This window comes from Paracraurococcus ruber, assembly GCF_004353985.1.
GTDB classification, from domain to species: domain Bacteria; phylum Pseudomonadota; class Alphaproteobacteria; order Acetobacterales; family Acetobacteraceae; genus Paracraurococcus; species Paracraurococcus ruber.
Map to the genome: position 1 here is coordinate 1 of NZ_SMOA01000108.1, position 17,100 is coordinate 17,100.

The window sequence follows — 17,100 nt, forward strand, 5'->3', positions numbered from 1 at the left end:
CCGGCGGGCCTGCGCCGCCCCGGCCTGCGGCCGGGCGGGCCGCCCGGCATCGGCCCGCCGCGCCTGCTGAAGAGCGCCGGCTTCCGCTTCGCGGTGCTCTTCGCGGCCATGTTCACCTCCGCCGCCGTGGCGCTGGTGGCGGTGCTGTGGTGGGCGACCGCCGGCGCGCTGGACCGGCAGACCGACGCCGCCATCCGCGCCGATGCCATCGCGCTGGCCGAGCGCTTCCGGGAGGCCGGCACCACCGGCCTGGTCGAGTCGATCGAGGAGCGCCTGGCGGTCGATGTCGCCGGCGATTCCATCTACCTGCTGCTGGAGGCGGAGACCGACCGGCGCCTGGCCGGCAACCTCGACAGCTGGCCGAAGGCCGAGAACGGCAGCGGCCCCTGGTTCCGCACGCGCGTGGTGCATGACGGGCTGTCGGTGGAAGCGCGCGCCCACCGGATCGACCTGCCGGGGCTGCGCCTGCTGGTCGGCCGCGACGAGACCGAGCGGAGCGAGCTGCGCCGCCTGCTGACCGAAGGCGTGTTCTGGTCCTTCGGCGCGGTGATCTTCTTCGCCTTCCTCGGCGCCTCGCTGATCCGCAACGCGCTGCAGGCGCGCATGCGGCCGACCTTCGTGACCACGGCGGCGATCGCCGGCGGCGACCTCTCCTCCCGCGTCCCGCTGTCCGGCCGCGGCGACGAATTCGACCGGCTGGCGCAGGTGCTGAACGCCATGCTGGACCGCATCGGCACCCTGATGGAAGGCGTGCGCGGCGTTTCCGACGCCATCGCGCATGACCTGCGCACGCCGATCGCCCGCGCCCGCGCCAAGCTGGAGGATGCGCTGGCGACCTCCGAGGACGAGGACTCGCTCCGCGCGGCGGTGGAGCAGGGCATCGCCGATCTCGACGGCATCAGCCGCATCTTCCAGGCGCTGCTGCGCATCGCCGAGGCCGAGGCAGGGGCGCGGCGCGCCGCCTTTGCGCCGCTCGACCTCGGCGCGCTGCTGGCCGATGCGGCGGAGATCTACGAGGCGGCGGCCGAGGCGCGCGGCCAGCGGCTGCTGACCGACCTGCCGCCGGACCTGGACCTGGTGGGCGACCGCGACCTGCTGTTCCAGGCGGTGGCCAACCTGCTGGACAACGCCATCAAATTCACCCCGCCCGGCGGCACCGTGCAGCTGGCCGCGGCGGCGCTGCCGGGGGCGGTGCTGGTCTCGGTCGCGGATGATGGGCCGGGCGTGTCGCCCGAGGACCGCAGCCATGCCGGCGAACGCTTCTTCCGCGCCGACCGGTCGCGCGCCACGCCCGGCTCCGGCCTCGGCCTCTCGCTGGTCCGCGCGGTGGCGCATCTGCATGCCGGGGAGATCGTCCTGGAGGATGCGGTGCCGGACCGCGTTCCGCCCGGCCTGCGCGTGACGATCAGCCTGCCGCGGGCCTGAGGCCCGGCCGGCGCAGGGCGCCGGCGCCCGGCGGCAGGGGCGGGCCGGCGCCTCGCCTGTCGGTATGACCGAAGCGTCATGTTCCGCCAACCGCGGTTTGACCCCGTTGGCGCCACTCTGTCCGCGCGATGTCTCCTGTCCTGACCGCCCCGGCCCTGCTGCTTGCCCTGGTGGTGTCCGCATCTGCGGACCAGGGCCCGCGCGTGACCAGCGACAGCCCGGAATACTGCACATCCCTGCTGACGCGGCTGGCGTCCCTGCCGGCGGCGCGGCAGGAGCCTTCCCGCAGCCTGGCGGCGGAGGGCGAGAAGCTGTGCGGCAACGGCCATGTCCGGACCGGCATCGCCAAGCTGCGCCGCGCCGTGCGCGCCGCCCAGTCCACGCCCTGGGTTGAGGGGATGGCGAGCCGCCCCTAAGCTTCCCGCCAAGGCGGGGGAAGCGCAATGAGCGAGTTGCTGTTCGAGACGACGGGTGGCATCGCCACCATCACCTTGAACCGGCCGGACAGCGGCAACGCCTTCACGACCGAGATGCTGGAGGCATGGGAGCGGGCGCTGCGCGAATGCATCCGCGACGATGCCATCCGGGCGGTGGTGCTGACCGGGGCGGGGCGCATCTTCTGCTCGGGCGGCGACGTCAAGCGCATGGCGAAGAACGCCGCCGGCGGGCAGACGGCCTGGGAGCGCGGGCAGTACCTGGTCGACCATGTCCACCGCATCCCGCTGACCCTGCAGGAACTCGACAAGCCCTACATCGTCGCGGTGAACGGCGCCGCCACCGGCGCCGGGATGGACATGGCGCTGATGGGCGACCTGCGCTTCGCCGCGCAGTCGGCGCGCTTCGCCGAGAGCTACATCAAGGTGGGCTTCGTCGCCGGCGATGGCGGCGCCTGGATGCTGCCGCGCCTGGTCGGCACGCCGAAGGCGCTGGAGATGCTGTGGCTGGGCGACTTCGTCGGCGCCGAGGAAGCGGAGCGCATCGGCCTGGTGAACAAGATGGTCCCGGACGACCAACTGATGGCGCACACCATGGCGGTGGCGGAGCGGCTGGCGAACGGCCCGACCGTGGCGATCCGGCTGATGAAGCGCATGGTCCGCCAGGGCGCGCAGTCCAGCTTCCCCGAGGCGCTGACCTACGCCGCCGCCTGCGTCGGCGTGGTGAGCGGGACGGAGGATTACCGCGAGGCGACGGCGGCCTTCGCCGAGAAGCGCAAGCCCGCCTTCAAGGGGCGCTGACCCGGTGACGCGGCCCTGCGTCCCCTTCCTGCCGCCCGGCCGCGGCCCGGCCTTCGCGGTGCCGCCCGGGGCCTGCGACTGCCATGTGCATGTCTTCGGCCCCTATGACCGCTTCCCGCTGGCCGAGGACCGCAGCTACACGCCGGTGGCAGCGCCGGTGGAGGCCTTCCTCGCGCATCTCGACGCGCTGGGCTTCGACCGCGGGGTGATCGTGACCGCCAGCGCCCAGGGCACCGACAACGGCGCCATGCTGGACGCGCTGCGCCGCCACCCGGCCCGGCTGCGCGGCGTCGCCGTGCTGGGGCCGGAAACCGCCGACCGCGACCTGGATGCGATGACCGCGGCCGGCGTGAAGGCCCTGCGGTTGAACCTGCTGCGCGGGGAGGGCGGCGAGCGCACCTACCGCAACGGCGTCGGGCTGGAGAGCCTGGCGGCGCTCGGCCCCCGCATCCGCGAGCGGGGCTGGCACCTGCAGGTCTGGATCCACGCCCGCGACCTGGCGGAGGCCTTGCCGCTGCTGGAGCCGCATGGGATGGACCTGGTGGTCGACCATATGGGCCGCATCGACACGCGGCGGGACGGCCTGGACCATCCCGGCTTCCGCCTGCTCTGCGACCTGCTGCGGGATGGCCGCGCCTGGACCAAGATCTCCGGCGCCGACCGCATCACCCATGCCGAGGCGCCCTGGGCCGCGGCCGACCCCTTCGCCCACGCCCTGCTGGCCGCCAATGCGGCCCGCTGCGTCTGGGGCACGGACTGGCCGCACATCGCCTATTTCGACCGGCCGATGTCGGAGGATGCGGCCCTGGCCGACACGCTGGGCCGCTGGTGCCCGGATGCGGCGGTGCTGCGCGCCGTGCTGGTGGACAACCCGGCGCGGCTCTACGGTTTCTGAGACGGAGGATCATCCATGCTCGACGGCACCACCTGGCGCGTACCCTCGATGCGGCACAAGGTCAGCGCGGTGGAATGGCAGGCGCGGGTCGACCTTGCCGCCTGCTACCGCCTGGTCGACCTGTACGAGATGAGCGACCTGATCGCGAACCACGTCTCCGTCCGCGTGCCGGGCGAGGACGCCTTCCTGATCAACGCCTATGGCATGCTGTACGAGGAGATCACCGCCTCCTCGCTCATGAAGATCGACTACGACGGCAATGTGCTGCTGGCGCCGGACTTCCCGGGAGAGACGCAGTACGGCGTGAACCGCGCCGGCTTCGTCATCCATTCGGCGATCCACCGCGCCAAGCCGGACATCCATTGCGTCGCGCACACCCATACCTGGGCGGGCATGGCCGTCTCCACCCTGGAATGCGGCCTGCTGCCGAACACCCAGACCAGCATGCGCTTCGCCCATGTCAGCTACCATGATTTCTCCGGCGTGGTGCTGGACCTGTCGGAGCAGGAGCGGCTGGTCCGCGACCTCGGCGACAACAACGCGATGATCCTGCGCAACCACGGGCTGCTGACCGTGGGCCACACGATCCCCGAGGCGTTCAACGCCCTGCATCGGCTGGAGCTGAGCTGCCGGACGCAGATCGCGGCGATGTCCTGCAACAGCCCGATGATCCAGGTGCCGAAGGACGTGGTCGAGAAGACCTACATGAACTACCAGCCGCATGTCCGGCGGCCCTTCGGCGTGCTCGACTGGCCGGCCCTGCTGCGCAAGCTGGACCGGATCGACCCCAGCTACCGCGACTGAGGCGGCAGATGCGCGCAGCGGCCCCGGGGAGGCGCTGATGCGCATCCTGCTGTCCGACATCGCGGCGCTGCGCCACGGCCCCCGCATCCGCGAGGCGGCGGCGCATGCCGTGCTGGTCCCCGTGCCGCCGGAGGGACCGCTGCCCGATCCCGTCGGCGCCGAGATCGCCTTCGTCACGCGCGATCTCTTCGTCGGCGGCACGCGGCACCGGCTGAACCCGCGTTTCCTGCGCTTCGTGGAATTCCTCGCCGCCGCGCCGGCGCTGCGCTGGGTGCAGACCTTCTCCGCCGGCACCGACCTGCATGTGTACCAGGACATGCTGGCGCGCGGCCTGCTTGTCACCAACAGCACCGGCGCCAGCGCGCCGGCGGTGGCGCAGACTGCGGTGACCGGCCTGATGGCCCTGGCGCGGCAATTCCCCCGCATCGCCGCGGCGCAGCGTCGCCACGCCTGGGAACCGCTCTATGCCGCGCCGGAGCCGCGCGACGTCACCGGGCAGACGGCGCTGATCATCGGCACCGGCCCAATCGGGCAGGAGATCGGCCGGCTCTGCCGCGCCTTCGGCCTGCGCAGCCTGGGCGTGCGCCGGGATGCGGCGGCCGGCATCCCGCCCGGCTTCGACGCGGTGGCGGGCTTCGCCGCGCTGCCGGAACTGCTGCCGCGGACGGACTGGCTCATCCTCGCCTGCCCGCTGACGGAGACGACGCGCGGCCTGGTGGATGCCCGCGCCCTGGCGTTGCTGCCGCCGGACCGGCACCTGGTGAACATCTCCCGCGGCGGGGTGGTGGAGGAGACGGCGCTGCTGGACGCGCTGCGGTCCGGCCATCTGGCCGGCGCCTTTCTCGATGTCTTCGCGCTGGAGCCGCTGCCGGCCGAGAGCCCCTTCTGGGACCTGCCGAACGTCATCGTCTCGCCGCACAGCGCCGCCGCCTCGGACGGCCTGCCGGACCGCGTGGCGGCGATCTTCTGCGACAACCTGCTGCGCTGGGAAGCGGGCGCGACGCTGCGGAACCTGGCGCGCCCGGGTCCCTGACCGGGCGGGGCGGGCGCCCCGCCCCGCCATCCCGCATCACACCAGCCAGATATCCCCGGCGACCAGCTGGGCAGCGGGCAGGCTCGCCAGCAGCTGACGGGCGGCCGGGCCGGTGCCATCCAGGTCCCACCACAGGGCGCGCACATCCGTCTCGAAGACGAATTGCGGCCCGGCCCCGGTGGCGAGGCCGGTGGAGTTGGCGGCGAAGCGGCCAGGCTGGTCCGCCAGGCTGCCCAGCCGCAGCCCTTCGGTCGCGTCGAAGGCCAAGAGCAGGATCTCGATCCGGTCGGTGCCGGAGACGAAATCCGCGATCGTGGTACGCGTATCTACCAGCAGGCCCGGGGTCGCATTGGCCGGCGCGAGCACGAAGGCATCGGCGCCGCCGCCACCCACCAGCCTGTCGAGGCCATTCCCCGTCACCAGCCGGTCGTCGCCGGCGCCGCCGATCAGCGTATCATTGCCGGCGCCGCCCAGCAGGGTCGCGCCGCCGGACAGGGCCGCGGCATCCAGCCGGTCGCCGAGCGGGCCGCCGGTGACGTCGATCCGCTCGACGTTGCGCACCGTGGCCTCGGTCGCTGCGCCCTGGCGGATGGCCCAGTCGCCGGAGCCCGCGGCGACGAGGCTGACCACGCCCTGGCCGGAGGCGGCGAAGCGCAGCAGGTCGGTGCCGCTGCCGCCATCGATCATCTCGCCGCCGCCGGTGCCGACCAGGGTGTCGTCGCCGGCCGCGCCCAGCAGGGTGTCGCGGCCCGGGCCGCCATCCAGCAGGTCGTCGCCGACGCCGCCATCCAGCGAATCATTGCCCTCGCCGCCGGCGATGCTGTCGCCGCCGCCGCCGCCCAGGCCAGTGTCGTTGCCGCCCAGGGCCTCGATCGTCTCGCCGACGAAGGTGCCGGTGAGATTATCGTTGCCGGCGGTGCCGGTCACCAGCGTGTCGATATACATCACCTGCAGCTGGCCGCCCTCGACCAATTCGGTGCGGTCGGCGCTGCCGGCAGCGCCGAAGGGGTAGTGCGCCTGGGTGTCCAGCAGGAAGGCGCGGGTGCTGGCGCTGCCCAGAAGGTCGGTCACGTCGATGACGCCCGACGCCTCCTCGTCCTGGGTGAAGGGCGCGGTCGCCGGCGTGTTCTCATTGCCGAACCGGGCGACGTCATACGCCGCGACCTGCGTCAGGATGTCGGTCTTCGGGTCGTAGTGATAGACCCGCCCGGAGCGCGGCTGGTTGCCCACATCCTCGAGCAGGATCAGCGTGCCATCTGCCGAGACCGTGATGTTGTCGAACATCTGCTGGCCTTCGGTGCCGTCCAGCAGGGCGGTGTAGGTGCCGCCCTTGGCCGGATCCCGCGCATCCGCGAAGTCGAGCGCCCAGAGCCGGCTCGGCGCGTTGAAGGCGTTGGTGGTCACGAAGTAGAACCGGTTCGGGTTCAGCGTGTCCCAGGCGCCGTCCTCCGGCCGCAGCCAGCCGGTCACGCCGGCCGTCACGCTCGCGGTCTGCAGCGCGGCGCCGCTGGTGTTCGCCACGTCGCCCAGCGCCGCGAGGCTGAAGCTGCCGGTCAGCGACTGGCCGCTGCTTGCCTCCGCCGCAAAATCGGCCCGGATGCCGTAGAGCTGCCCATTGGTCAGGCCGGCGCGCTCGATCGTCGTGCCGGTCGCCTGCTTGTCGCCGATATAGACATAGACCTGACCACCGGACGCATCGTCGGTGCCGATCACCACCGTCTTGCTGCCGGTGCTGGCATTGGCGACCGAGTTCTCCCAGGAGAAGCGGCCGAGCTTCGGCAACTGCCAGACCGTGCCGGCCTCGGCGCCGCTCGCCACCCAGGCGAAGGCTCGGCCCTCGGCGCCGCTTTCCTCGCCATTCATGTAGACGCGGGCGGTGGTGCCGAGGCCGCTCGCCGCGTCGTAGAAGGCCGAGATCGGCGGCAGGTCGGCCGAGCACAGCCGTGCCAGCGCCGAGGTGGCCTGGGTGTAGCCCGTACCGTCCCAGAGATACATCGTCTTGGCCAGGTCGCTGCCCGAGACCACGGCGAGCGTCGCCTTGTCGATGACCAGGGCGGAGACGAAGGCGCCGGCCGAGCCGTGGTCGCGCACCACCCCGGCGGTCGCGCCGATCTCGTGGTTCACCAGCACCGTGATGGTGCCGTCGCCATTGTCGAAGGCACCCAGCCCGTCCGGGATGCCGACCAGGCGCCAGGGATCGCCATTCGCCTTGGTGCCGGCGACATCGCCGACCGAGAGCACCGAGCCGAAGCGGACATTCGGCTGCGACGACACGATATAGGGCGTCTGGCTGGTGGTGTAGAGCGAGCCGTCGGCGAAGCGGACCTGCTCGATGCCGGTCAGCTGGCTGGTGCCGTCCGGCGTGGCCACCGTCCAGCTGCCGGGGCCGCTGCGCGCCACCGTCGCCGTCGCGCGGGCCACCGAGAAGGCCGCGACGTCGAAGCCCGCGCCACCATCGATGGTGTCGTTGCCGCCGGAGCTGGCGATGGTGTCGTTGCCGGCGCCGCTGCTGACGGACTGGCTGGCGGAGGTGCCGACGATGAGGTCGTTGCCGGCATTCGCCACGGCCGTCACGCCGGCCAGGCCGTCCGCCCGCGCGCTCAGGGTCTGCACCCGCGCATCCAGGGCCGGGCTGGTCTCGGCCGTCCTGAAGGCGGTGGCCGGGGTGCCGTGGACCGCGCGGAGGTAATCCGCGAAGGCCGCCTGCTCGCTGCCGACCGAGGTGAAGCCGGTGACCGAGCCTTCGTAGAGATCCACGCGGTTCAGCGCAGCGTAGTCGGAATAGACGGCGAGCCGGCCGTTAACCAAGCCGGCCGCGGTGTCGGACACGGTGGCGCCGCGGACGATCAGGTTGTCGCCGCCACCGGTCGCCGCGGCATTGGCCGGGGCGATGAAGTTCAGCGTGACGATGCGGACGGTGTCGGTGGCGCCGCCGACCAGGGAGTAGTCCCGGGCGATGACGTCGACGACGTTGTTCTGCTGGTCGGTGATCACCAGGCTCTTTACCCGGTCGAGCGCGGGGCGCGTCGGATCCCAGGAGAAGGCGAGGCCGGAGATCTGCGGGAAGGCGCCCGGCGTCAGGCCGGGCCCGGCCTGCGCCAGGCCGTTCTCGACCAGGTTCAGGATCCCCTGGCGCGTCAGGGTGACGAGCGAGAGGGCATTGTTGAAGCGCAGCGAATTCTCGATGTCGAGCTGGCTTATGCCGCCGGCCGGCTTGCCGGCTTCGGGGTTGGCCGCGGTCGGCAGCAGTTCCGGCGTCGCGCCGACGCCCAGGCGACCGATCTCGGCGCGGATGCCGCCGCCATTCTTCACGCTCACCAGGGTGGTCAGGTCGTAGGATTTGGCGACGGCCAGGTTGGCGTCCGCCGTCAGGTCGCCGAGATTGGTCTCCTGCCCGCGCACGAAATTGCGCCGGCCCTCGAGGAAGACGTCGGAGAAGCCGAGGACGTTGCCGTCCTTCACGCGGATCACCTCCGCCACCGGCGCGACCAGCTGCTGCACCTCGCCGGCGCGGGTGCCGTCGGCGAAGATCGTCGCCCGCTCGGCGGCCGACAGCACGCCGTCATTGTCGCCCGCCACACGGTCCATGCCGGCATCGCTGGTGATGTAAGCGCCCGAGACGGCCGGGTCGATGGAGGACAGGTCGATGACGCCGCTGGCGTCGAAGCCCACCACCAGCCGGCCGACATCGGTGTAGTTGGCGCTGGTGTTCACCACCAGCACCGGCTTGCCGTCCGCGCCGGTGCGGATCACCGGGTAGGAATTCGTGGCGGTAGTGCCCGGCTCGATCGGGTCGGTGGCGTCGGCGAACAGCTCATGGCTGCCGCCGGCGATGATGACGTCCACGCCCGAGAGCCTGGTGGCCAGCAGCAGCTCGTTCTGGTTCAGCTGCAGGTGGCTCAGCAGGACGATCTTGTCGATGCCCTGCGCCTGCATCTGGTCGACATAGGGCTGCAGGATCGATGCCAGCTCGTCCATGTTGTCCACGCCGCCGTCGCCGGCGGGGTCGAGGACCTGGACATTGCCGATCGAGGAGATGGCGGCGAGGATCTGCGTGGTGACGCCGAGGATGCCGATGACCTCGCCATTCACGGTCGCCGTGCTCCATGGCGACAGCTCTCGCCCGGCGGCCTCGGCCGCGATGCCTGCCAGGGTCGCCAGGTCGGCGGCGGTGGTGCGGTAGGTGTTGATGTCGCGCAGGTCGCCGGTGAAAAGGCCGCTCAGCGCGCCCTCGCGGGCGAAATTCAGGTTCGCCGAGAGATAGGGGAACTGCGCGCCGATATTGGTGATGTTCGAGAGGGCGTTGCCGCCCGAGGTGGTGAAGTCGAAGGCCGCGGCCAGCGCGCTGGGGCCGAGGTCGAAGTCGTGGTTGCCGAGGACGCTCGCCTGGACGCCGATGGCGTTGAGGACGGCGATGTCGAGCGCGTTGAAGGGCAGGGTGCCGTTGCGGATGCCGGCCAGGCTGCCATTCGCCAGGCCGAAGAGCTGCTCATAGAAGGCGGCCAGCGCGGGGCGGACCGAGGGATCGGTGCCCGCCGCGGTGAAGGGGCCGGGGATGAAATTGTCGCCGGAGGACAGGATCAGCGTGTTGGCGTATTGCGGCGCCAGCGCATCCACCACGGCGGCGAAATTCGGCGCGCGCCTGACCGCCTCGACGCCGGCCTCGAAGTCCGAGGCGTGCAGGATCTGCAGGGTATAGGTCGTGCTCACCGATACCTCCCGGACATTGCCGGCGGACTCGTTAGGAATGACCAGCAGGGGCTGGGCGACGGCGCCCGGCGCGTCGGCCTGCGGGACGAAGGTGAAGGCTTCGGGCTGCTGCGACCCGGTGCCGGTCGTCACGATGCTGCCGGCGAAGCTGACATCGGTCGGCGAGTCGATCTGGAAGGCCATGACGACGCTGCTCGGCGCCGAGGTCCGTTCCAGGCCGACGAAGGCGAAGAGCGTATCGCCGATGCGGCCGAGCGTGACATGCTCGGGCTCCGATCCCTTGTCGTCGGATCGGCCGTCGTCGTAGCGGGGCGGGCTGAGCTGGGTCAGTGCCTTGTCCAGGATGTCGGCGCTGTCCCAGGTGCGGACCAGCCTGTCGCCCTCGACCGCCCAGATGGACAGGCTGCGGCCGCCGCCGGTGACGATGACGTCGTAGTCGCCGTCGTTGTCCGTGTCGCCATCGGTGCGGGAGACGTTGAGCCGGCCGAGGGCGGCCGCCTGCTTCAGCGTCGCGGCATCCGGGAAGGTGCCGGGATCCAGTGCATAGCCGGCATTGCCGGCGCGGATGACGTCGGTGAAGGCGCTGTATTCCCGCCAGTCGCCCTCATTCGCCGTCACCAGATAGGTCTTGCCGCCCCAGGCGAAGCTGGCGATGGCGTCCGGCATGTAGAGCGCCTGGATCGGCCAGTTGGCGAAGCGCACCCCGCCATCCTGGTCGGTCGGGTCCAGCCGCGGGCCGCCGGGCTGGTTCCAGTCCTTCAGGCCCATCGGCAGGATGGCGGTGACCGAAGGCGTCCCCGCCAGGCTCACCACCGCGATCGCGTTCGCCTCCTGGAGAGTGACATAGGCGGTGCCGCCATCGGCCGAGACCGTGATGTATTCCGGCTCCAGGTCCTGGCTGACGGTGGCGGCGCCAGCCACCGGCGTCGCGCCTGCGGAGGGGGCGTTCAGCCGCACCCCGGCCGCCTTCAGCGCGGTCTTCTGCGCATCGAAGGCGCCGAAGCCGGCGATCTGCAGGCTGCCGGTGGCGACGTCGATGACGCCGATGCCGCCCTCGGGGTCGACCGAGTAATTGGAGGCGGGCTCGCCCTCGATCGCCACCAGCAGCGTCGTGCCGTCCGGCGTGAAGGTGACCATGTCCGGCACCGCGAAGGTGACGCGGCCGGGGGTGCTGGCCGGGTCCACCGTCACGGTACGCAGCCAGGTGGCACCCGTCCCGGCGGCGTTCATCTGGAAGAAGGCGACGGCGCCATTGGTCGCGGCGGCAGGCCCATCGAGCGCGATGGCGAGGATGTCGCCCTTGACCGCGATGCTGTTCGCCGAACCGAGGGCGAGCGGCCCGGTGCCATCGGGTGCGAGGACCGCCGTCTTCGGGATGCCGAAGCGGATGGCGCCGGTCGCGGCATCGATGGCGTCGACGCCGTTCGGTCCCATGACGAGGGACAGCTTGCGGATGGGGTCGTAGGCGGTGACCTCGGCGCCTCCGGCCACGCTGCCCGGGGTGGACGCGGTGGTGTTCAGACCGAAAACCAGGGATGCGGCGATGTCGTAGCCAGCCATTGGTCACCTGCGCGGGGCAAAACGTGGCGGTCTGTTAATCGCAGGTTTGCTGGGCCATCCCGCACGGTCTGGTTGCGGATCGATGACAGTGCCGAGACAGGGCTGTTGCCGCGCCGCCAGGGCCGGCCGGCGGCGCGGCCTTCCGCCGGGCGCATCGGGCCGCCGCCGCGCGGCGCGGGGTGCCGCAGGAGCGGCGGCGGCCGGTGCCTATCGGTCGCGTTGCCCGGCGGCGTAGGTGCCGCCATCGGTGGGCCGCAGCGCCTCGAACACCTGGCCCAGCGCGGCGTAGTCGCGGTAGCCGCAGCGGGCCAGCGGCTCGGCCGCCACGGTGTCGAAGCGGCCGTCGCGCAGATACGCCGCGTCGATATGCACGCCGACGACCTCGCCGATGATGATCCAGCCGGACAGGCTCGTGCCCTCCGCATCCTTCAGCTGCATGCTGCTGGCCAGCTTGCATTCCAGGGCGGCCGGCGCCGCGGCGACCCGCGGCGCGCCGACGATGCGGCAGGGCGCCATCTCCAGCCCCGCCGCCTCGAACTCGTTCACCCCCTCGGGGAAGTCGCCGGAGGAGATGTTCATCGCCTCGAACAGGGCGCGGCTGCAGAGGTTGAAGACGAACTCGCCGGTGGCGATGGCATTCGCCGCGCTGTGCTTCAGCGTCTCGCTGGTGAAGGCCAGCATGGGCGGGCGGGAATGGACCGCGTTGAAGAAGCTGTAGGGCGCCAGGTTGGGGGCGCCGCCCGGCCCGAGGGTCGAGATCCAGCCGATCGGGCGCGGCGCGACGATGGCCTTGAAGGGGTCATGGGGCAGGCCGTGGCCGAGCCGGGGTTCGTAGAACATGATGCGTGGGACGCCTTCCGCAGGGGCCTGCGCCGCGGCGGCCGCGGGCAGGACGCGCCATCCTGCCGCGATGCCCGCCGCGCCTCCATCCCGAAGGCGGCCGTTCCCACCGGCCTCCGCGTCGAAGCCTCCACCCGCCCGGGGCCTGGCGCCCCGGGCCGCACCGGGCGCGGATCGCGCCGCCGGCGCGCTGCCGGCCGGGGCGACATGCCCCGGCCGGCCACCGCTACCAGCCGCGGTGCCGCGCGCCGCCGCCAAGCCCCAGCGTGAGGAGGCCGAGCGCGTAGCCGACCACGGCGGACACGAGCAGGGAGATCACCGGCTGGTCCCGCACCGCCTTCCCGACGTGGTGGGTCGCCCTGTCCGTGACCTGCTGCGCCTCGTCCAGCGCATCCCCGGCCCGATCGGCGACCTGCCGGGCGATGCTCTGGGCGCGCTCGCCGGCGCCCTCGGCGAGCCTGCCGGCGGCGTCCTGCGCCTTCCCCGCGGCGTCGCGCGCGGCGCCGCCGATGCTGTCGTCGTTCATCTGCAATCTCCGTTCAGGAATGTCGTTTCATGGTTTCGGTTGCCGGCCATGCCGGCCGGGTCAGGCCACGCCGGTCCCGCGGGTGCCGCGCCGCGCGCCAGTCACCGCCGCGGCGGCGCCCAGCAGCAGCGCGAGGAAGCCGGTGAAGGCCGCGACCGACGCCGCCTGGGCGGAGGCATCGGCGACCTGCCGCGCCCGCTGCTCGGCCTCGGCCAGCGCCTGCTGCGCCTGCTGCTCCACCTGCCGGATGCGCGCCTCGGCCTCCGGCTGGGTCAGGCCGAACTCCGTGGCGGCAAGCTGGGTCAGCCGGTCGCGTTCCGCCTGGCCGAAATTCGTCGCCGCCAACCGCCGGGCGAGCAGGCTGCCGATCTCCGCCTTGCGCTGGTCCGGCGTCATGCGCGCCGGATCGCCGCCGCTGGCCATGGCATCCTGGATCCGGCGCAGGGCCGATTGCGCGCCGGCCTGCAGGCTGCCGGTATCCGTGCGCTCGGACGCCTCGCGCCCTGCCGCCGAGGCGATCGAGCCGACGCCGCTCGCCACGCCGCCCAGGAGGTTGGAGGCGCCGCGCGCCGCGGAGAAGGCGAGGCCGACCGCGACATTGCCGAGCAGCGCGACCGAGAGGAGGGCGCAGGTTCCCCAGACGGCAAGCCCGTGCAGGGCGGCATCCAGGCGAACCGCCACGCCCGACAGCGTCGCCGCGACATAGCCGCCGAGGGCGAGCGCCAGCAGGTTGGCGACGAGAACCCACGCCGCGGCGCCGATGCCGAGGCTGCCGGCATCCGGCGTGTCGCGCGCCGCCGCGTCGATGGTGGTGGCGCCGATGCCGAGGCCGAGCAGGTTGAGGGTGAGGCCGGCGGCGAGCGCAACGACGACGCCCGCCAGCACGGCGCCCCAGGAGACGCGGCGCAGTTGAAGCATCTCTCCGGGCCGGGCCGCGCGCGCGGCAAGGGTTGGACCGGCCAGCGGGCCGGAACTGGTGGCTGACATCGATTGCAAGGTCCTGTCGGCAGGGACGCCGCAAGGGCGGCTGCGGGAAGCGCTCATGGATGCGCGCCGCACCGCGGCAGCGCCCTGGTTGCCGGGCGGAGGCGGGCGGCGCGGCGCGCACGCCGCTCCGCGATCCGCGCCCGGCGGCCAAGGGGTGTGGCAGGGCGGGCGCGGCGGAAGCCGCGCCCGGCTGCGATCCGCATTAGCGCCCGGTGGCGTCGCGCACGGCGTCCTTCGCCCCGCCGACGCTGTTCTGCACCTTGCCCTCCGCCTTCTCCGCGGCGCCCTCGGCCTGCGTCGCCGTGTCGCCGGTGACCTTGCCGATGGTTTCCTTCACCGCGCCCTTTACCTGCTTGGCGACGCCGGCGATGCGATCCTTGTCCATGGTCGAACTCCTCTTGCCCGTGACTGGGCCGGTGCGGCACACGACCTAAGGACGCGGGATCCGCCCGGCAGGGGCAGGAGTTTGGCCGGCAGCGCTCGCGCAAACAGAGCCGGATGCATCAGTCCGGCTGGGCCATCCGCATCATCCGGCGGATTTTCGCCGCGGCACCGGCGGTGACGTCCCCGTGAAGCCGCGTTCCCGCGCCCAGACGACGAGGGCGGCGCGGCTGTGCACATCGGTATGGGCGTAGAGCGCGTTGACGTGGTTGCGCACGGTGGCGAGGGAGAGGCCGAGCTGCCGGGCGATCTCCCGGTTGTCCAGGCCGTCGCAGACCAGCCCCAGCACTTCCCGCCGCCGTCCCGTGATGTCGGCCAGCGCGGCGCCCGGCTTCTCGCCCGGGCGGCCGGGCCGGCGCAGCCGCGCCAGCGCCTCCAGCACGGTGTGGCTGAACCAGGAGGTGTCGCGCATCACCGCCTCCAGCGCGGCAACGATGTCGGCTTCGGTCCGCCGCTGCTCCGTCACGTCGCGGATGGCGAGGAGGGCATGCGGGCGGTCTTGGATGTCCACCGCCTCGGCCGAGACCAGGCAGTCCAGCGCGCCGCCCTCCTTCGGGCAGAGCCGCGCCGCGAAATTCCGCACATGGCCGGTCTCGGCCAGGAGCCGCTCGAAGTCCCGCCGCGCCCCCTGGTCCTCCCACAGCCGGTGCTCGGCGGCGGTGCGGCCGAGGATCTCCGCCTCGGCATGGCCGAGCACCTGCCGGAAGGCGTCGTTCACCAGCACGAAGCGCGGGCCGGCCGCGCCCGCCTCGGCGACGGCCATGGGCACGGGGGACAGGCGGAAGGCCTTGGCGAAGCGCTCCTCGCTCTGCCGCAGCAGGGCCTCCGCGCGCCGCCGCGGCTCGAGATCGGCGAAGGTGAACAGCATGCAGGGCGCCTCGCCGATCTCGATCGGCTGGCCCGCGACGATGACCAGCTTGCTGCCGCCATCGGCCAGCCGCAGCGAGGCCTCCATCTGCGGGATGGTGCGGCCCTCGCCCAGCCGCTCGATCGCCAGGTCGCGCCGGTCCGCCCCCTCCAGCACGTCGCGCTCGTAGAGCGAGCGGCCGACGACCTCCTCCCGCCCCAGGCCGGTGAGCTCGAGGAAGCCGGCATTCACCTTGACGTAGCGGAAGTCGCCGAGCCGCAGGATGACGGCCGGCGCCGGGTTGGCGTTGAAGGTCCGCTCGAACCGCTCCTCGGCGTCGTAGCGCTCCGTCTCGTCGGACAGGATCACCGCCAGGCAGTCCGGCTTCCCCTCCGCATCCGTCAGGGCAAGGCTGCGGATGCGGTGCGTCCAGCGCGGTTCCTCCTCCCCGGCCGGCGCCACTTGCACCACCACCTCGTCGAAGGCCTCGCCGGCGAGGATGCGCTCCATCGGATAGGCGCCGGCGGGCAGGCGGTGCTGGTTGCGGTAGCGCAGCTCGAAGCGCGCCCGGTACTCGGACACCGTATGGCCAAGCGCCGCGACGCTCGCCACGCCATGCATCTCCAGGCTGCGCGGATTCGCCCAGGCGATGGTCTCGTCCGGGTTGACCAGGATGACGCCCTCGGTCAGGGCGGTGACGAGCTGCTGCAGCTGGCGGTGGTCCGCCTGGTGCCGGGTGGGGAATTGCGCCTCCTCGGCATCCTGCATGCTCGCATCCCTTTCCTCGCGCGGCGGCGCGCCGCCGGTCCTGCCATCCCGGGGAGAAAGGCCCGGCCGCCGGGCGGGTTGTCCGGCAGGGGATGTCACGGCTTCGCGCGCGCAAGGATTCGCGCACCAAACATCAGGCTTCGGCGATGACGCGGCGCGTTGTCTCGACAGGCGGGCCGAAGCTTCCACTCTGACGGTCGGCAGCAGGGGTGATCGACCAGGATGGGACGCGCGGCGCGCTGGTTCATTCCGCGATCGCTGGCCGGCTGGTTCGCCGCCTGCTGGGGCCTGTTCCTGCTTGCCGCCATCGTCGCCGGCGCGGCGCTGGTCTCGCTGTACCGCGACGGCACCACCGAACGGATGCGCCGGGCGGAGGCGGCGCTGGCCCGCGGCTGCGACGCCATCGCCGAGCGCTACCGCTTCGCCACCGCCGGCGCGGCCCGGATCGACTGGGAGGATCCGGAGGTGCTGCGCACCCTCACCGCCGCCACCCTGGTCGCCCTGCGGGACCTGCCCGGCGTCGAAGGCGGCCTCTGGCGCGCCGGCGCCGGGCCGCTGGCCTATGCCTACCCGACCTATGAGGGCGCCGGGCCGAAGACGGATGTGCCGGCGGCGGAGCTGCCCCGGATCGGCGAGGCGGCCGAGGCCGCCATCCTGCGCGGCCTGCCGGTGGGCAGGCGCTACGACGCGCGGACCCAGGCCCTGTTGCTGCGCGCCTGCCCGCTGCCGGGGCCCTCGCTCAACCTCGCCGCCTGGGTGATGGACCGGGTGATCCTGTTCGGCGGCCCCGCCTATGTGCGGGCGGCCGTGGCGCTGGCCGTGCTCACCGCCGTGCTGCTCGGCTCGGCCGCCTGGCTCGGCTGGCTGCTCTGGGGCTGGGCGGGCCGCCTGCGCCGCATCGAGGCGGCGCTGGCCGGCGCCGGGGCGGAGGACCTGCCGCGCCTGGCCCCGACCGGCCAGCGCGACCTCGACCGCGTGGTGCAGGCGGTCAACGGCGCCGCCGGGCGCCTGGCCGAGGCGCGGCGCGCC

At 72.6% G+C, this 17,100-nt stretch carries 13 protein-coding genes; 7 read left to right on the forward strand and 6 right to left on the reverse strand.

Features of this window, described 5'->3' with window-relative positions:
* From E2C05_RS18215 to E2C05_RS18240, 6 genes are all read left to right on the forward strand, one after another.
* Window positions 1–1,425, forward strand: a 1,425-nt coding sequence (locus E2C05_RS18215) for a sensor histidine kinase (protein WP_338045150.1), incomplete at its 5' end; no start/stop codon positions are given.
* Window positions 1,426–1,553: 128 nt separating this feature from the next.
* The gene (locus E2C05_RS18220) at window positions 1,554–1,841 is read left to right on the forward strand and encodes a hypothetical protein (protein ID WP_133221077.1); all 288 of its coding nucleotides are present in this window, start codon (window positions 1,554–1,556) and stop codon (window positions 1,839–1,841) included.
* Window positions 1,842–1,868: 27 nt separating this feature from the next.
* Window positions 1,869–2,660, forward strand: a complete 792-nt coding sequence (locus tag E2C05_RS18225) for an enoyl-CoA hydratase/isomerase family protein (RefSeq protein WP_133221078.1) — start codon at window positions 1,869–1,871, stop codon at window positions 2,658–2,660.
* 4 nt (window positions 2,661–2,664) lie between these two features.
* A complete protein-coding gene (locus E2C05_RS18230) occupies window positions 2,665–3,555 on the forward strand; it encodes an amidohydrolase family protein (protein ID WP_133221079.1) in 891 nt (296 codons plus the stop codon).
* 15 nt (window positions 3,556–3,570) lie between these two features.
* Complete coding sequence (locus E2C05_RS18235; protein ID WP_133221080.1) at window positions 3,571–4,359, forward strand: class II aldolase/adducin family protein; 789 nt, start codon at window positions 3,571–3,573, stop codon at window positions 4,357–4,359.
* Window positions 4,360–4,396: 37 nt separating this feature from the next.
* Window positions 4,397–5,392, forward strand: a complete 996-nt coding sequence (locus E2C05_RS18240; protein WP_133221081.1) for a D-2-hydroxyacid dehydrogenase — start codon at window positions 4,397–4,399, stop codon at window positions 5,390–5,392.
* A 36-nt stretch (window positions 5,393–5,428) separates the two neighbouring features.
* Here E2C05_RS18240 and E2C05_RS18245 read toward each other — a convergent pair whose 3' ends face one another.
* From E2C05_RS18245 to E2C05_RS18270, 6 genes are all read right to left on the reverse strand, one after another.
* Complete coding sequence (locus E2C05_RS18245; protein ID WP_133221082.1) at window positions 5,429–11,662, reverse strand: choice-of-anchor I family protein; 6,234 nt, start codon at window positions 11,660–11,662, stop codon at window positions 5,429–5,431.
* A gap of 207 nt (window positions 11,663–11,869) precedes the next feature.
* Window positions 11,870–12,502, reverse strand: coding sequence for a flavin reductase family protein (locus E2C05_RS18250; RefSeq protein ID WP_133221083.1), 633 nt, complete (start codon window positions 12,500–12,502; stop codon window positions 11,870–11,872).
* Window positions 12,503–12,728: 226 nt separating this feature from the next.
* Window positions 12,729–13,028 carry a CsbD family protein gene (locus tag E2C05_RS18255; RefSeq protein ID WP_133221084.1) on the reverse strand — a complete coding sequence of 100 codons (300 nt, stop codon included), beginning with the start codon at window positions 13,026–13,028 and terminating at the stop codon, window positions 12,729–12,731.
* Window positions 13,029–13,088: 60 nt separating this feature from the next.
* Entirely contained in the window at window positions 13,089–13,946 is an 858-nt protein-coding gene (locus E2C05_RS18260) for a hypothetical protein (RefSeq protein ID WP_207191649.1), read from the reverse strand.
* Between the two features lie 271 nt (window positions 13,947–14,217).
* Window positions 14,218–14,400, reverse strand: coding sequence for a CsbD family protein (locus E2C05_RS18265; RefSeq protein ID WP_133221085.1), 183 nt, complete (start codon window positions 14,398–14,400; stop codon window positions 14,218–14,220).
* A 141-nt stretch (window positions 14,401–14,541) separates the two neighbouring features.
* A complete protein-coding gene (locus tag E2C05_RS18270) occupies window positions 14,542–16,071 on the reverse strand; it encodes a helix-turn-helix transcriptional regulator (protein WP_133221086.1) in 1,530 nt (509 codons plus the stop codon).
* Window positions 16,072–16,293: 222 nt separating this feature from the next.
* On the opposite strand from E2C05_RS18270, the gene E2C05_RS18275 reads away from it, so the two are divergent.
* Window positions 16,294–17,100, forward strand: an 807-nt coding sequence (locus E2C05_RS18275) for a hypothetical protein (RefSeq protein ID WP_456306506.1), incomplete at its 3' end; no start/stop codon positions are given.

Bases quoted from the DNA above. Each gene is read 5' to 3' on its own strand.
- E2C05_RS18220 (WP_133221077.1), top strand. From the start codon at position 1,554: ATGTCTCCTGTCCTGACCGCCCCGGCCCTGCTGCTTGCCCTGGTGGTG.
- E2C05_RS18225 (WP_133221078.1), top strand. From the start codon at position 1,869: ATGAGCGAGTTGCTGTTCGAGACGACGGGTGGCATCGCCACCATCACC.
- E2C05_RS18235 (WP_133221080.1), top strand. From the start codon at position 3,571: ATGCTCGACGGCACCACCTGGCGCGTACCCTCGATGCGGCACAAGGTC.
- E2C05_RS18240 (WP_133221081.1), top strand. From the start codon at position 4,397: ATGCGCATCCTGCTGTCCGACATCGCGGCGCTGCGCCACGGCCCCCGC.
- E2C05_RS18245 (WP_133221082.1), bottom strand. From the start codon at position 11,662: ATGGCTGGCTACGACATCGCCGCATCCCTGGTTTTCGGTCTGAACACC.
- E2C05_RS18250 (WP_133221083.1), bottom strand. From the start codon at position 12,502: ATGTTCTACGAACCCCGGCTCGGCCACGGCCTGCCCCATGACCCCTTC.
- E2C05_RS18255 (WP_133221084.1), bottom strand. From the start codon at position 13,028: ATGAACGACGACAGCATCGGCGGCGCCGCGCGCGACGCCGCGGGGAAG.
- E2C05_RS18260 (WP_207191649.1), bottom strand. From the start codon at position 13,946: ATGCTTCAACTGCGCCGCGTCTCCTGGGGCGCCGTGCTGGCGGGCGTC.
- E2C05_RS18265 (WP_133221085.1), bottom strand. From the start codon at position 14,400: ATGGACAAGGATCGCATCGCCGGCGTCGCCAAGCAGGTAAAGGGCGCG.
- E2C05_RS18270 (WP_133221086.1), bottom strand. From the start codon at position 16,071: ATGCAGGATGCCGAGGAGGCGCAATTCCCCACCCGGCACCAGGCGGAC.